Genomic DNA, 13,628 nt, shown 5'->3' with positions numbered 1-13,628 from the left:
GTCTAGGCGGGAGCTGGGACGTTGAAGGCAATGGATCCCGGCTTCCGCCGGGATGACGGAGCTGGGGAGCGTAACGTCTCCGCTGAAGGACACCGCGCTTTCGGCTGGCATTTCCCCCCGAAAACCCCCACATCGCGGCCATGGCTCCGCCACCTCCCTCGATCATCCGCGTCATCGACCTAGAGACCACCGGCGACAAGCCGCCCGTGCACGCCGTGTGCGAGATCGGCTGGCAGGACGTGGCACTCGGGCCCGACGGCCGCTGGGAACTGCAGGGCGAGGGCGGCAATCGCCTCGTCAATCCGGGTCGGGGCATCCCGCCGCTGACCATGGCGATCCACCATATTCGCGACGAGGACGTCGCCGACGCGCCCTATTGGCACGACGTCGCGCGTCCGATCCTCGATCCCTGGCCGCGCCGCGTCGCGCTCGCCGCGCACCGCGCGAGCTTCGAGGAGCAGTTCTGCACGCCTGCGCTCACCCGCGGCGCCGACTGGATCTGCACCTGGAAATGCGCGCTGCGGCTCTGGCCGGACAGCCCGGGCTTCTCCAACCAGATGCTGCGCTACTGGCGCCGGCCCGAAGGGATGGAGCATGAACGCGGGCTGCCGGCACACCGCGCTTTCCCGGACGCCTATGTGACGGCGTTCCACCTGCGCGACATGCTCAACGAAGCGAGCGTCGCGCAGCTGATCGAATGGTCCAGCCAGCCGGGCCTGCTGCCGCGGGTCCGCTACGGCCCCGATCGCGGCAAGGAATGGAGCGAGATCTCCGAGGATTCGCTGGAAGGCTTCCTCACCGATCGCGACGAGGATGTGCGCTTCACCGCCGAGACCGAGCTGGCGCGCAGGCGTGGCGGCGCGCCGGTGGGGCGGGGGAGCTCGACGCAGCGGTTGCTGTTCTAAGATCCTCCCCGTGCCGGAGAGGATGTGCAAAGTCCTTCCACCTGCGAAAGGTTAGCCCCTTTGGGGTTCCGCTAGGGCATCCCCTCCGCTAGGAGGCCCGGTGATGACCCGCAGCGACCAAGCCCCTGCCGGCCGGCTCGACGGCCGTGAGCACCGCTTCGCGTTGCGCGTCTATTTCGAGGACACCGATCTTACCGGTGTCGTCTATCATGCCAATTACCTGCGCTACATGGAACGTGCCCGATCGGACATGCTCGATCGCGCGGGCATCGACCAGCGCGCGGTGTTCGAAGCGGGTGGCGGCGCCTATGCGGTCGCCGGGCTCGACATTCGCTATCGTGCGCCCGCGAAACTCGGCGACACGCTGGTGGTTGTCAGCAGATTGACCCGCCTGCGCGCCGCCGGGGTACATATTCAGCAACGAGTCATGCGGGACGAAACCATAGTCGCCGAGGCAACCGTGGAGGTGGCGTTCGTCGCCCCCGGCGGTCGCCCGCGGCGACAGCCGGCCGAATGGCTGGCCGCGTTCGAACCGCTCGTGTGGAAGGAAAGTTAAGCGCCCATGCCGTCCGTCACAACCGGTGCCGTCCTGTCGCCGATCCATCTGTTCCTCCAGGCCGACATCGTCGTCAAGCTGGTCATGATCGGCCTGCTGCTCGCCAGCCTGTGGACCTGGACGATCATTATCGGCTTCGCGCTTAAGGTCAGCGGGCTGCGCAAGGAGATGCAGCGCTTCGAGACCGAATATCGCGAGGCCGATGACTTCGACGAATTCCACCGCCGCGCCGCCGGCCGCGACCAGCCGATCGCGCGCGTGTTCGCCGCGGGGGTGAGCGAATGGCGCCGCTCGACCGCGGGCAAGACGATCGACCGCGAAGGCACGCGCGAGCGCCTCGCCACCGCGATGGGCGCGACCGTCGCGATGGAGATCGATCGCCTCTCCGACCGCCTGAACTTCCTCGCCACCGTGGGTTCGGTAGCACCCTTCGTCGGCCTGTTCGGCACCGTCTGGGGCATCATGCGCAGCTTCACCGGCATTGCCGCCGCGCAGAGCTCGTCGCTCGCCGTGGTCGCGCCGGGCATTGCCGAGGCGCTGTTCGCCACCGCGATCGGCCTGTTCGCCGCCATCCCGGCGGTGATCGCCTATAACCGCTACAGCCATGCCGTGAACCGCGTCGAGGCGCGGCTCCATCGCTTCGCCGACGGCTTCCACGCGACGCTGAGCCGTCGCCTGGAGATGGAGGGCTAAGCCGATGGCCATGCACCTCCCCTCCGGCAAGGGCCGCGGCCGCCGCACGCCGATGGCCGAGATCAACGTCACGCCGCTGGTCGACGTGATGCTGGTGCTGCTGATCATCTTCATGGTCACCGCGCCGCTGCTCACCGCCGGCGTGCAGGTGAACCTGCCCGAGAGCCGCGCCAAGGCGCTCGACCAGGAGCAGAAGCCCGTCCAGATCTCGATCGACGACAAGGGCCAGGTGTTCCTCGACAACGACGCGGTGAGCGATGCCGAGCTGCCGGCGAAGCTGGAAGCGATCGCCGCCAGGAAGGGCCCCGACGGCAAGCCCGCCGCCATCTATCTGCGCGGCGATACCGCGCTCGGTTATGGCAAGGTGATGCGGGTGATGGGCGAGCTCAACCAGGCCGGCCTCAACAAGGTGTCGCTGCTCACCGAACCGAGCGACCAGCGCTGAAGTGAGCGAGACCATGGACCGTAGCGAGCGGATCGGGCTCGGCGTTTCCATCGCGGCGCACGCCGCGGTGTTCGCCGCGCTCGTGCTCAGCTTCGCGAAGACGCCGCCGCAGGAGCCGCCCAAGGCGATTCCGATCGACATTTCGCTCGCCGACAAGGTGGGGCTGGAAAGCAGCGCACCGGTGCCGAGCCAGGAGGAGCTGGCCGCCAAGAAGTCACCGGTCGAGGCGCCGGTGGAGCCAGAGGCGGCGCCTGCACCCGCGCCCGAGCCGCAACCGCTCCCCAAGCCGCAGCCGGCCCCGCCCAAGCCCGCGCCGGAGCCGCAACCGCAGCCCAAGCCGGCGCCGCCGCAGCCCAAGCCCAAGCCAGCCGAGAAGCCGGCGCCGGCCAAGCCGAGCAAGCCGTCGCCGGCCGCCAAGCCGCAACCGCAAAAGCCGAGCACCGCGCCCGCGCAGAGCGCCGCGACCGGCAGCGCGCGCCGCCCGGTGAAGCCGACCGGCAATCTGGCCGGACTCGATCTCGGCCGCTCGAACAACAAGACCGCCAGCACGTCGCTGCGGAACCCCGGCAGCAAGGCTTCGGCCGAGGACGTGGCGAGCTTCCGCGGCGTGATCGCGCGGCAGATCCAGCCCTGCGCCAACCGCCAGGTCACCCCCGGGCCGGGCGCCGAGCGCATCCGCGTGCTGCTGCGCGTGAACTTCAATCCGGACGGCTCGCTGGCGGGCGATCCGGATATTACCGGCGTACAGGGGAACGATGCGACCAATGGTCGGTATGTGGAGCGGGTGAAGGATCTGGCGATCGCCACCTTCAAGGGCTGCACGCCGATTCGTGGGCTGCCCGCCAATCTCTACGCCGTGCCGAGCGGCTGGAAGAGTCTGGCGTTCAGCTACAAGCTGCCTGGATGAGGATGAAGCGATGAAATTCAAATTTGCGGCCCTTGCGACGGTCTGCTTCGTGACCGCGGCCCACGCCCAGACGACTCCGCCGCCGCCGATCGCCAACAGCCCCGAAGCGCAGGCGCAGGCCGCGCAGCCAGCGCAGCAGGGCGGCGCGCAACCGGTGATCGACATCGTCGGCGGCATCTCCGCGCCGATGCCGATAGCGATCCCGGCGATGCCGACCTCGGCGGTGGTGGATACCCCGGCCGGCTCGACCGACGTGCTGGGGCAGAAGCTCGCCGACATCATCACCAACGATCTGCGCGGCTCCGGGCTGTTCACGCCGATTCCCCCTGCGCAGCTGCGCACCGTCGCCTTCCCGGAAGTGACCGCCCCGGCCTATGACTATTGGGGCGGCACCGGCGCGCAGTCGCTGGTGCAGGGCTATGTCCGCGCCAACTCGAACGGCACGCTGACGGTCGGCTGCTACCTCTACGACGTCTCGTCGAAGGTGGAGCTGATCCGCCAGGGCTTCGTCGTCTCGCCGGGCGACTGGCGCCGCGCGGGCCATAAGTGCGCCGACGCGATCTATGCGCGGCTCACCGGCGAGGGCCCCTATTTCGACACCCAGGTCGTCTATATCGCCGAGAGCGGCCCCAAGAATCGCCGCCGCAAGCAGCTCGCGATCATGGATCAGGACGGCGCGAATCACCGCTTCCTCACCAACGGCCAGTCGATCGTGCTGACCCCGCGGCTGAGCCCCAAGCTCAACGCGATCCTCTACATGAGCTTCGAGCGCGATCGCCCGTCGATCCACATCTACGACCTCAACTCGCGCCAGGATCGCACGCTGGTGGCGAACGTGGCGCTCAACTTCGCGCCGCACTGGTCGCCCGATGCGCGCTGGGTGGTGTTCTCGATGGCGGTCGGCGGCAATACCGACATCTACCGCGTGCCCGCCAGCGGCGGCACCCCGCAGCGGCTGACCACCTCGCCGGGCATCGACACCGGCGGCAGCTATTCGCCCGACGGCTCCAAGATCGTGTTCGAAAGCGATCGCGGCGGCACCCAGCAGCTCTATGTGATGAACGCGGACGGCTCCAACCAGCACCGCATCAGCTTCGGCGGCGGGCGCTATGCGGCGCCGGCCTGGAGCCCGCGTGGCGACCAGATCGCCTTCACCCGCATGGGCGGCGGCGCGTTCCGCATCGGCGTGATGAATCCCTCGGGCGGCGGCGAGCAGCTGCTCACCAACAGCTGGGGCGACGAGGGCCCGAGCTGGGCGCCCAACGGCCGCGTGATCATCTTCTTCCGCTCCGCCCAGGGATCGGGCCGCCCGGACCTCTGGACGGTCGACCTCACCGGCCGCGCGACGCGAAAAGTGCCGACGCCGCTCGACGGCTCGGATCCAAATTGGGGTGCCGTGCGTCCCTGACACCAAGTAGAAACTCTAGCGTAACGAATGCGCGGCATGCGCGACACTAGTACAAGGAGGAATTCATGACCAAGCTCGTCCCCAGCCTGATGCTCGGCGTGGCACTCGTCGCCACCGCGGCCTGCTCGAAGAAGCCGCCGAAGGAACTGCCGCCCGCGCCGACCGAGACCCCGGCGCCGAGCCAGCCCTATGGCAATGGCGAGACGACGCAGACCACGCCGCTCTCCGAGCAGTTCCGCCGCGAGGTGACGAGCGACACGATCCACTTCGCGCTCGACCAGTATGACGTCGACCAGCAGTCGCGCGCGATCCTCGACAGCCAGGCCAAGTGGCTGGTCGCGCACCCGAACGTCCGCATCACGCTGGAAGGCCATTGCGACGAGCGCGGCACCCGCGAATACAATCTCGCGCTGGGCGATCGCCGCGCCAATGCCGCGAAGAACTATCTGGCGGCGCAGGGCGTCTCGGCCGATCGCATCACCACGATCAGCTATGGCAAGGAGCGCCCGATCGCGCTGGGTTCGGACGAAGCCGCCTGGGCGCAGAACCGCCGCGCGGTGACGCTCGTCCTGAACTGAGTTCGGGCCTGACGCCGAAATCGAGGCCGCCGGGGGACATGCTCCGGCGGCCTTTTTTTCGTGTTCGCCGAATCCGCTTGTCCGGCCTTCTGATTCGATATAAATATGATATCATAATTCAGGAGGGAAAAATGACGGACGTACGGAGCACCGCGCCCGCTTTGCGCCAGAGCACCGAGTCGGTGGCGCACACGGCGAGCGGCTATGGCATGTTGTTGGTCGCGGTGGCGGCGCTGGTCTTCGGCGGACTGGCCTTCACGCAGATCGATCGGCTGCCGGACTGGATGGTGGTCGCGTGGATCGTGCTCGCGTCGCTCGTCTTCCTCTTCGTGCTGTGCGGCTTCTACCTGCTCCAGCCCAACCAGGCGGCGGCGATCCTGCTGTTCGGCGACTATCGCGGCACCGATCGCACCACCGGCCTGCGCTGGTCCTGGCCGTGGCTGATCAAGACCAAGGTCTCGGTCCGCGCCAACAACATGATTTCGGACAAGATCAAGGTGAACGACCTGCGCGGCAACCCGATCGAGATGGCGGCGCAGGTGGTGTGGCGGGTGACCGACACCGCGCAGGCGCTGTTCGACGTCGACGACTACAAGGCCTTCGTGAACGTCCAGATCGAGGCGGCGGTGCGCACCATCGGCTCGCGCTATCCCTATGACGATTTCGAGCATCAGGAAGTCACCCTGCGCGGCAACCACGACCAGGTCGGCGGCGAGCTCCGCGCCGAGCTGATCGAGCGATTGCTGGTGGCAGGCATCACCGTCGACGAATGCGGCTTCACCCATCTCGCCTATGCGCAGGAGATCGCCGGCGCGATGCTGCGGCGCCAGCAGGCCCAGGCGGTGGTCGCGGCGCGCAAGGCGCTTGTCGAGGGCGCGGTCGGCATGGTCGAGATGGCGCTGGACCAGCTCTCGGCGAAGAATGTCGTGGAGCTGGACGACGAGCGTCGCGCCGCGATGGTCTCGAACCTGATGGTGGTGCTGTGCGGCGAGCGCGACACCCAGCCGGTGGTGAATGCCGGTTCGCTCTATCAGTAAGGCCGTCGCGTGAGCGTCCCCCCGCAGAAAAAGGCCTTCCCGCTCCGCCTCGATCCGGCGCTCTACGCAGCGATCGAGCGGAGCGCGGCGACCGACCTGCGCAGCGTCAACGCGCAGGTGGAGTGCCTGCTGCGCGAGGCGCTGGCGCGGCGGGGGGTGAAGCTGGCGGACCCGGTGCGCCCCAGGCGCGGCCGCCCGCCCAAGCAGGTGGAAGGAGACGAGGAATGAGCGAGGAGGATGTGCGCCCGGGCTTCTGGTTCAAGCCCAAGGCGTTCGGCTATGGCGCGACGCCGGTGACGTGGCAGGGCTGGCTGGTCGTGGCGCTGTTCGTGCTGCTGACCGGGTTGATCCTGCGCCTGGCGATGCCGCGGCACCCGCTGTTCCTGGCGCTGCTCGCGCCGCTGACGCTGGCACTGGTCTGGATCAGCTGGGCGAAGACCGACGGGGCGTGGCGCTGGCGGCCCTGAACGGCGTGCCGCAGGAACGAGTGAAATCGCTTTCTCCGTTTCACTGTTCCGCTTATGTACCGGGCATGCCGCGCTTCGCCTCGTTCCTGTCGCCGCTCCCCCTCCTTTGGGAGCCCCGCCGATGATCGCCCACCTCCGCGGCGCACTGGCGTCCAGCGGCGCCGATCATGCGGTGATCGACGTGAACGGCGTGGGCTATCTGGTCGGGGCGTCGGCCAAGACGCTCGACAAGCTGGGCGCGGTGGGCGAGCAGGTCACCATCCATACCGAGATGCTGGTCAGCGAGGATTCGATCCGGCTGATGGGCTTCGCCACCGCCGACGAGCGCGACTGGTTCAAGCTGCTGACCAGCGTGCAGGGGGTGGGGGCCAAGGTGGCACTGGCGATCCTATCGATCCTCGCCCCCGAGGAACTGCGCACCGCCGTCGCCCGCGCCGATTCCGCGACGATCGCGCGGGCGAACGGGGTGGGGCCGAAGCTCGCCCAGCGCATCGTCAACGAGCTGAAGGACAAGGCCGGCGGCCTCGCGCTCGGCGGGGTCGGTGCCACGGCGGCACCCAGCGGCGGGGCGGGGGCCGATGCGGTGTCGGCGATGCTCAACCTCGGCTTCAAGCCCGCCGAGGCCAGCGCGGCGGTCAACGCGGCCAGCGACGAGCTCGGCCCGGCAGCAACGCTCGACGCGCTCGTCCGCCTCGCGCTGCGCAAGGCGGCGAAGTAGCATCGTGGAAATCGAAGTCTCCGCCGAGGCGAAGGACAAGCGCCTCAACCGCCGCGTCGCGATCACCGTGGTGGTGCTGTCGGTCGCGACCGGGCTGTGCAACATCAAGGACGGCAACATCGTCCAGTCGATGGAACAGGCGCAGTCCGGCTCGGTCGACCTGTGGAACGAATATCAGGCCACCAAGACCAAGCAGCACCTCGCCGAAACCAGCCGCGCGCAGATCGCGGCGGTGGCGAGCGATCCGGCGAGAGTCGCCCCGATCCTGCACGGGCTCGATGCCGATATCGCCAAGTACAAGCAGGAGGCACCCAGGCTCGCCGAGCAGGCCAAGGCGCAGGCGGCGCTGTACGACGCGCTCAACGTCCATGACGACCAGTTCGACGCCAGCGACGCGGCGATCGCCACCGCGATCTCGGTCGCGGCCGTCTCGGCGCTGGCGGAGAGCAGCTGGCTGCTGGTGGTCGCCTGGGTGTTCGGCGCGTTCGGGCTGTTCATGGGGCTGTGCGGCTTCGCCGGCTGGGGCTTCCATCCCGACGTGCTGAGCACGCTGCTGGGATGAGGGGCAGGGCGCCCCTAGAGCAACGGCGTCGGCAGCGGCTCGCCGGCGAAATGCGCGTCGAGATTGGCGACCACCAGCGCCGCCATCGCCGCGCGCGTCTCCGCCGTGGCGCTGCCCTGATGGGGGGCGAGCACCACCTGCTCCATCGCGCGCAGCGCCTCGGGCACGTGGGGCTCGTCGGCGAACACGTCCAGCCCCGCGCCGGCGATGGTGCCTGCACACAGGGCCGCGACCAGCGCATCCTCGTCGACCAGGCTGCCGCGCGCGACGTTGACCAGCACGCCGGCGGGGCCGAGCCTGTCCAGCACGGCGGCATCCACCACGTGCGCCGTCGCCGCGGTGCCGGGTGCCGCCAGGATCAGCACGTCGCTTTCCTCCGCCAGGCTGGCGATGTCGGGCACATAGCGCCAGGGAAGCGATTTCGCGCTGCGGGCGGTGTAGAGCAGCTCGCGCGCGAAGGGCGCGGCGCGGGCGGCGATGGCGGCGCCGATCTTGCCCATCCCGAAAATGCCGATGCGGCGGCCGCTGGCATGCCGGCCGAGCGGTGCCTTCCAGCCGCCGCGGCGCACCAGCGCGTCGTTGGCGGCGATCCGGCGCTGTACCGCCAGCATCAGCCCGATGGCGAGATCGGCGACGTCCTCGGTCAGCACGTCGGGGGTGGTCGACACCCGCACGCCGCGGGCGCGCAACGCATCGAGATCCAGCCCGTCATAGCCGACCCCGTTGATCGCGACGATCTCCAGTTCGGGCAGCCGATCGAGCATCGCCGCATCCAGCTGCAGCTGACCGCCGCCGACGATCGCGCGCGTGGTCGCGGGTGGGGTGCGCTCGTGCAGCGTGAAGCGCCGCGCGAGTTCGGCGCGGAGCGAGTCGGAAATGGCGGTTGCCACGTACAGATCGACCATGCGCCCCTAGATGCGCGCTTCGCCGCGGCTTTGCCAGTCCAGCCAATCGACCGGCGCGTGCGCGGCGGCTACAATGTGATTTCCTTGCCATGACCGACACCGACCGCCTCCTCACCGCCGGCCGCCGCGCCGAAGACGTCGACGCCGCGCTGCGTCCCAAGTCGCTCGACGAGTTCGTCGGGCAGAAGGCGGCGCGCGAGAATCTGCGCGTGTTCATCGATGCCGCCAGAGCGCGCGGCGATGCGCTGGACCATGTGCTGTTCTTCGGGCCGCCGGGATTGGGCAAGACCACGCTCGCCCAGATCATCGCGCGCGAGATGGGGGTGGGGTTCCGCTCGACTTCCGGCCCCGTGATCGTCAAGTCGGGCGATCTGGCGGCGCTGCTCACCAATCTCGAGGACGGCGACGTGCTGTTCATCGACGAGATCCACCGGCTCAATCCGGCGGTGGAGGAAGTGCTCTATCCCGCGATGGAAGACCGCGCGCTCGACCTGATGATCGGCGAAGGGCCTTCGGCGCGCAGCGTGCGGATCGATCTGCCGCGCTTCACGCTGGTCGGGGCGACGACGCGGCAGGGGCTGCTGACCACCCCGCTGCGCGACCGCTTCGGCATCCCGGTGCGGCTGCAATTCTACACCGTCGATGAGCTGGAGCGGGTGGTGACCCGGGCCGCCGGGCTGCTGGGGCTCGACATCGCCGCCGATGGGGCGCGGGAGGTCGCGCGCCGCTCGCGGGGGACGCCACGCATCGCCGGGCGGCTGCTGCGCCGCGTGCGCGATTTCGCCAACGTCTTCGGCGAGGCGGTGGTGCACGCCAAGGTCGCCGATGCGGCGCTCAACCGGCTGGAGGTCGACGGGCTGGGGCTCGACGCGATGGACCGGCGCTATCTGATGATGATCGCCGACGTCTATCGCGGCGGCCCGGTGGGGGTGGAGACGCTCGCCGCCGGCCTGAGCGAGCCGCGCGATACCGTCGAGGAAGTGATCGAGCCCTATCTGATCCAGCTCGGCCTGATCGCGCGGACGGCGCGGGGGCGGTGCCTGAACGGGCCGGGCTGGAAGCATCTCGGCCTCAATCCGCCGGCTGGATCGCAGGACGGGCTGTTCGACTAGGCGCCGTGTTCGAAGCCCAGCCGATCTGGCAGCGGGAGCGGTGTGCCGGCATCGTGGAGCGTCAGGCCTGCGCCCTCGCTGAACGCGCCGAGGCACGTCGCTGCCAGCGGCAGTGGTCCCGGTGGCGCCGCGAACAGCAGCTCGTAATCGTCGCCCGCGGTCGCGGCGGCAAGACGCGCCGCGCGGTCGCCGCCGCGCACCGCCTGATAGTCCGCCGAAAGCGGTAGGGCGGCGAGGTCGATCGTCACCCCCAGCCCGCTGGCCTCGGCCATCCGCGTCGCGTCGATCAGCAGCCCGTCGGACACGTCCATCATCGCGTGCACGCCCGAGGCGAGCGCCTGGCCCTCCTCCAGCCGCGGCGTCGGGCGACGGTAGCGCGCGAGCAGCGTCGCCGGGCCCTCTCCCGTCCTCGCCACCTCCAGCCCCGCACCGCCATCGCCGATCGTGCCGGTGACGTAGAGCAGATCGCCCGCCTGCGCGCCGTTCCTTGCCGGAGCATGGGGCGAGCGCCCGAGCGCCGTCAGCGACAGCGTCCGCGGCACGCCTGGGGGCGCCTTCACCGTGTCGCCACCGATCAGCGGGCAGGCGAAGGCCGCCAGCGCGGCGTCCAGCCCTGCCAGGAACGACGAGTCCCAGGCCTCGTCGCCCGCGAGCGGATAGCCGAGCAGCACGCCCTCCGGCACCGCGCCCTTGGCGGCGAGATCGGACAGGTTCACCGCCACCAGCTTCCAGGCGACGTCCTCCGCCGGATCGTCCGGCAGATAGTGGACGCCCTCCACCAGTAGGTCGTGCGTGAGGACGAGATCGCCGAGCACGGCCGCATCGTCGCGCAGCCCGCGCGCTCCGGCATGGAGCGGCAGGTGACGAAGATAGGCAAGGAACGCCGCCTCGTTCATCCCGCCCGGCACGGGGCAGGGGCGGGCATCAACCGCGTGCGTCCTTGGCGATCGCGTCCAGAATGCCGTTCACGAACCCCTTTTCACGGCGATCGTAAAAGGCGTCGGTGACATCCAGATATTCGCTGATCACCGCCGCGGTCGGCACGTCGGCGCGGGCGAGCAGCTCATAGGTGCCGGCGCGCAGGATCTGGCGCATCGGCTTGTCGAGCCGCTCCAGCGTCCAGCCGGTGCTCAGCTTGGCGGCGATGATGCCGTCGATCTCCTCGCGGCGGGCGTCGGCGCCGCTGACGATGTCGTCGAAAAAGGCGATGTCGGCGTCGGCATATTCGACGTCCTCGATGATCGCGCCGAGCCGGTGCTGGTGGAACTCGTGCAGCAGCGCCGGGATCGAGGTGCCCTCCATCTCGCGCTGGTACAGCGCCTGGACGGCACCGAGGCGCGCGGCGGCGCGGGCCTTGGAACGGGAGCGTGCTTGCGGACTGGCCATATTCTTACTCTATCACTTTAGACGGATCGCGACCGACTTCGCGTGCGCGGGCAGGCCTTCGGCTTCTGCGAGCGCGGCCGCGGCGGGGCCGATCGCGGCGAGCCCGGACGGATCCAGGCTCAGGAACGAGGTGCGCTTCATGAAGTCGAGCACCGACAGGCCCGATGCGAAGCGCGCGCGCCGCCCGGTGGGCAGCACATGGTTGGGGCCGGCGACATAATCGCCGACGGCTTCGGGCGTATAGCGGCCGAGGAACACCGATCCGGCATGGCGGACCATGTCGAACAGCGGCTCGGCATCGTCGCAGGCGAGTTCGAGATGCTCGGGCGCGAGGCGATCGACCAGCGGCATCGCGGTGGGCAGGTCGGGCACCAGGATGATCGCGCCGTTCGCGTCCCAGCTGGTACGTGCGGTGGCGCCGGTCGCCAGCGTCGCGATCTGCGCGTCGACCGCCGCCGCGACCTTGTCGGCAAAGGCGGCATCGTCGGTGAACAGGATCGACTGGCTGGTGGGGTCGTGCTCGGCTTGGCTGAGCAGGTCGGCGGCGATCCATTGGGGATCGTTCTTGCCGTCGGCCACCACGACGATTTCGGACGGGCCCGCGACCATGTCGATGCCGACCACGCCGTAGAGCTGGCGCTTGGCCTCCGCCACCCATGCATTGCCCGGCCCGGTGACGACGTCGACCGGCGCGATCGTCTCGGTGCCATAGGCCAGTGCGGCCACCGCCTGCGCACCGCCCACGCGGTACAGCTCGTCGACGCCCGCGACATGCGCGGCGGCGAGGACCAGCGGGTTCACCTCGCCGTTGGGCGTCGGCGTGACCATCACCAGCCGGCGCACGCCCGCCGCCTTGGCGGGAATCGCGTTCATCAGCACCGAGCTGGGATAGGCCGCGCGGCCGCCGGGGACATAGACGCCCGCTGCATCGACCGGCGTCCAGCGCGCGCCGAGGCGGATGCCCTGCGCGTCGGTTTCGTCGCGATCCTCGGGGCGCTGCTTCGAATGATAGACCGCGATCCGCTCGGCGGCGAGTTCGAGTGCGTCGCGCAGCTCGGGTGTCAGCCCCTCATAGGCGGCGAGGCAGTCGGCGCGGTCGATCGTCCAGCCCGAGCGGTCCAGATCATGCTTGTCGAACAGCCGGGTCAGGTCGCGCAGCGCGACATCGCCTTCGTCGCGGACGCGCTTGATGATGTGGGTGACGTTGCGCGCGACATCGTCGTCCGCTTCGCGGCGGGCGTTGACCAACGCGGTGAAGGCTTGCGTGAAACCGGCGTCGGTGGAGTTCAGGCGGATCATGCCACGGCCTTTCGGAAGCCGTCGACCAGCGGCACGACTTCGCTCGCGCGCGTCTTGAACGCGGCGCGGTTGACGATCAGGCGGCTGGTCACCTCGGCGATCACTTCCACCTCGACCAGTCCGTTTTCCTTCAGCGTGCGGCCCGAGGAGACGAGGTCGACGATGCGCGGGGCGAGCCCCAGCACCGGCGCCAGCTCCATCGCGCCGTTGAGCTTGACGCACTCGGCCTGCACCCCGCGCGCCTCGAAATGGGCGCGGGTGATGTGCGGATATTTGGTCGCGACGCGGACATGGCTCCAGCCGCGCGGATCGTCCTGTTCGGCGAGCGCCACCGGCTCGGCGACCGAGATGCGGCAATGGCCGATGCCCAGGTCGACCGGCGCGTAGAGCTCCGAATAGTCGAACTCGGCGAGCACGTCCGAACCCACGATCCCCAGATGCGCGGCGCCGTGCGCGACGAAGGTCGCCACGTCGAAGGCGCGCACCCGGATCAGGTCGATCACCGGGTTGTTGGTCGCGAAACGCAGCGCGCGCGAGTTCTTATCGGAAAAGGCGGCTTCGGGCACGATGCCGACCGCCGCCAGCAGCGGCAGCGCCTCTTCGAGAATCCGGCCTTTCGGCACGGCAAGGATCAACGGCTCGGTCATGGG

18 protein-coding genes are annotated in these 13,628 nt (G+C 69.4%); 13 read left to right on the top strand and 5 right to left on the bottom strand.

Annotation, left to right across the window (positions count from 1 at the left end):
• Window positions 1-140 precede the first annotated feature (140 nt).
• From CA234_RS03930 to CA234_RS03875, 12 genes are all read left to right on the top strand, one after another.
• On the top strand, window positions 141-905 hold the full coding sequence (locus CA234_RS03930) for an exonuclease domain-containing protein (protein ID WP_125972239.1): 765 nt from the start codon (window positions 141-143) through the stop codon (window positions 903-905).
• Window positions 906-1,008: 103 nt separating this feature from the next.
• A complete protein-coding gene (locus tag CA234_RS03925; protein ID WP_126000959.1) occupies window positions 1,009-1,461 on the top strand; it encodes a YbgC/FadM family acyl-CoA thioesterase in 453 nt (150 codons plus the stop codon).
• Between the two features lie 6 nt (window positions 1,462-1,467).
• A complete protein-coding gene (gene tolQ, locus CA234_RS03920) occupies window positions 1,468-2,154 on the top strand; it encodes a protein TolQ (RefSeq protein WP_126000958.1) in 687 nt (228 codons plus the stop codon).
• Window positions 2,155-2,158: 4 nt separating this feature from the next.
• Window positions 2,159-2,599: a protein TolR gene (gene tolR / locus CA234_RS03915; protein ID WP_125972245.1), complete on the top strand. Its 441-nt coding sequence runs from the start codon at window positions 2,159-2,161 to the stop codon at window positions 2,597-2,599.
• A 1-nt stretch (window position 2,600) separates the two neighbouring features.
• Window positions 2,601-3,506 (top strand): cell envelope biogenesis protein TolA, encoded by a 906-nt coding sequence (locus CA234_RS03910; protein ID WP_346962883.1) that lies wholly within the window; start codon window positions 2,601-2,603, stop codon window positions 3,504-3,506.
• 10 nt (window positions 3,507-3,516) lie between these two features.
• Window positions 3,517-4,914: a Tol-Pal system beta propeller repeat protein TolB gene (gene tolB / locus CA234_RS03905; RefSeq protein ID WP_241213226.1), complete on the top strand. Its 1,398-nt coding sequence runs from the start codon at window positions 3,517-3,519 to the stop codon at window positions 4,912-4,914.
• Between the two features lie 65 nt (window positions 4,915-4,979).
• A complete protein-coding gene (pal, locus tag CA234_RS03900) occupies window positions 4,980-5,492 on the top strand; it encodes a peptidoglycan-associated lipoprotein Pal (protein ID WP_125972247.1) in 513 nt (170 codons plus the stop codon).
• A gap of 131 nt (window positions 5,493-5,623) precedes the next feature.
• Window positions 5,624-6,529 (top strand): SPFH domain-containing protein, encoded by a 906-nt coding sequence (locus CA234_RS03895; protein ID WP_126000957.1) that lies wholly within the window; start codon window positions 5,624-5,626, stop codon window positions 6,527-6,529.
• A 9-nt stretch (window positions 6,530-6,538) separates the two neighbouring features.
• Window positions 6,539-6,757, top strand: a complete 219-nt coding sequence (locus tag CA234_RS03890; protein ID WP_125972251.1) for a toxin-antitoxin system HicB family antitoxin — start codon at window positions 6,539-6,541, stop codon at window positions 6,755-6,757.
• Window positions 6,754-6,996: a hypothetical protein gene (locus tag CA234_RS03885; protein WP_125972253.1), complete on the top strand. Its 243-nt coding sequence runs from the start codon at window positions 6,754-6,756 to the stop codon at window positions 6,994-6,996. The genes CA234_RS03890 and CA234_RS03885 overlap by 4 nt, the downstream gene beginning before the upstream one ends.
• 121 nt (window positions 6,997-7,117) lie before the next feature.
• On the top strand, window positions 7,118-7,714 hold the full coding sequence (gene ruvA, locus CA234_RS03880; protein WP_125972255.1) for a Holliday junction branch migration protein RuvA: 597 nt from the start codon (window positions 7,118-7,120) through the stop codon (window positions 7,712-7,714).
• 4 nt (window positions 7,715-7,718) lie between these two features.
• Window positions 7,719-8,276, top strand: coding sequence for a DUF4337 domain-containing protein (locus CA234_RS03875; protein WP_125972257.1), 558 nt, complete (start codon window positions 7,719-7,721; stop codon window positions 8,274-8,276).
• A 14-nt stretch (window positions 8,277-8,290) separates the two neighbouring features.
• Here CA234_RS03875 and CA234_RS03870 read toward each other — a convergent pair whose 3' ends face one another.
• Window positions 8,291-9,181 carry a 2-hydroxyacid dehydrogenase gene (locus CA234_RS03870; protein WP_126000956.1) on the bottom strand — a complete coding sequence of 297 codons (891 nt, stop codon included), beginning with the start codon at window positions 9,179-9,181 and terminating at the stop codon, window positions 8,291-8,293.
• An 89-nt stretch (window positions 9,182-9,270) separates the two neighbouring features.
• Here CA234_RS03870 and ruvB point away from each other — a divergent pair, with 89 nt between their 5' ends.
• A complete protein-coding gene (gene ruvB, locus CA234_RS03865; protein WP_064310980.1) occupies window positions 9,271-10,293 on the top strand; it encodes a Holliday junction branch migration DNA helicase RuvB in 1,023 nt (340 codons plus the stop codon).
• Here ruvB and thiL read toward each other — a convergent pair.
• From thiL to hisG, 4 genes are read right to left on the bottom strand one after another with little or no spacing between them, the layout of a single operon-like run.
• Window positions 10,290-11,189, bottom strand: coding sequence for a thiamine-phosphate kinase (thiL, locus tag CA234_RS03860; RefSeq protein ID WP_125972261.1), 900 nt, complete (start codon window positions 11,187-11,189; stop codon window positions 10,290-10,292). The genes ruvB and thiL overlap by 4 nt on opposite strands.
• A gap of 28 nt (window positions 11,190-11,217) precedes the next feature.
• Entirely contained in the window at window positions 11,218-11,679 is a 462-nt protein-coding gene (gene nusB, locus CA234_RS03855; RefSeq protein ID WP_121073911.1) for a transcription antitermination factor NusB, read from the bottom strand.
• A gap of 12 nt (window positions 11,680-11,691) precedes the next feature.
• Complete coding sequence (hisD, locus tag CA234_RS03850) at window positions 11,692-12,978, bottom strand: histidinol dehydrogenase (protein ID WP_126000955.1); 1,287 nt, start codon at window positions 12,976-12,978, stop codon at window positions 11,692-11,694.
• Entirely contained in the window at window positions 12,975-13,625 is a 651-nt protein-coding gene (hisG, locus tag CA234_RS03845) for an ATP phosphoribosyltransferase (RefSeq protein ID WP_126000954.1), read from the bottom strand. Before hisG ends, hisD begins: the two co-directional genes overlap by 4 nt.
• Window positions 13,626-13,628 lie beyond the last annotated feature (3 nt).

Origin of the sequence: Sphingomonas sp. ABOLE (assembly GCF_003950455.1) — a bacterium.
In the GTDB taxonomy this organism is placed as follows: Bacteria; Pseudomonadota; Alphaproteobacteria; order Sphingomonadales; family Sphingomonadaceae; genus Sphingomonas; species Sphingomonas trueperi.
This window is presented reverse-complemented; position numbering and strand designations above follow the sequence as displayed.

What these genes read in the sequence shown, in the direction of transcription:
- CA234_RS03930 (WP_125972239.1), top strand. Translation starts at nt 141, where the DNA reads ATGGCTCCGCCACCTCCCTCGATCATCCGCGTCATCGACCTAGAGACC.
- CA234_RS03925 (WP_126000959.1), top strand. Translation starts at nt 1,009, where the DNA reads ATGACCCGCAGCGACCAAGCCCCTGCCGGCCGGCTCGACGGCCGTGAG.
- tolQ (WP_126000958.1), top strand. Translation starts at nt 1,468, where the DNA reads ATGCCGTCCGTCACAACCGGTGCCGTCCTGTCGCCGATCCATCTGTTC.
- tolR (WP_125972245.1), top strand. Translation starts at nt 2,159, where the DNA reads ATGGCCATGCACCTCCCCTCCGGCAAGGGCCGCGGCCGCCGCACGCCG.
- tolB (WP_241213226.1), top strand. Translation starts at nt 3,517, where the DNA reads ATGAAATTCAAATTTGCGGCCCTTGCGACGGTCTGCTTCGTGACCGCG.
- pal (WP_125972247.1), top strand. Translation starts at nt 4,980, where the DNA reads ATGACCAAGCTCGTCCCCAGCCTGATGCTCGGCGTGGCACTCGTCGCC.
- CA234_RS03895 (WP_126000957.1), top strand. Translation starts at nt 5,624, where the DNA reads ATGACGGACGTACGGAGCACCGCGCCCGCTTTGCGCCAGAGCACCGAG.
- CA234_RS03885 (WP_125972253.1), top strand. Translation starts at nt 6,754, where the DNA reads ATGAGCGAGGAGGATGTGCGCCCGGGCTTCTGGTTCAAGCCCAAGGCG.
- ruvA (WP_125972255.1), top strand. Translation starts at nt 7,118, where the DNA reads ATGATCGCCCACCTCCGCGGCGCACTGGCGTCCAGCGGCGCCGATCAT.
- CA234_RS03870 (WP_126000956.1), bottom strand. Translation starts at nt 9,181, where the DNA reads ATGGTCGATCTGTACGTGGCAACCGCCATTTCCGACTCGCTCCGCGCC.
- ruvB (WP_064310980.1), top strand. Translation starts at nt 9,271, where the DNA reads ATGACCGACACCGACCGCCTCCTCACCGCCGGCCGCCGCGCCGAAGAC.
- thiL (WP_125972261.1), bottom strand. Translation starts at nt 11,189, where the DNA reads ATGAACGAGGCGGCGTTCCTTGCCTATCTTCGTCACCTGCCGCTCCAT.
- nusB (WP_121073911.1), bottom strand. Translation starts at nt 11,679, where the DNA reads ATGGCCAGTCCGCAAGCACGCTCCCGTTCCAAGGCCCGCGCCGCCGCG.
- hisD (WP_126000955.1), bottom strand. Translation starts at nt 12,978, where the DNA reads ATGATCCGCCTGAACTCCACCGACGCCGGTTTCACGCAAGCCTTCACC.
- hisG (WP_126000954.1), bottom strand. Translation starts at nt 13,625, where the DNA reads ATGACCGAGCCGTTGATCCTTGCCGTGCCGAAAGGCCGGATTCTCGAA.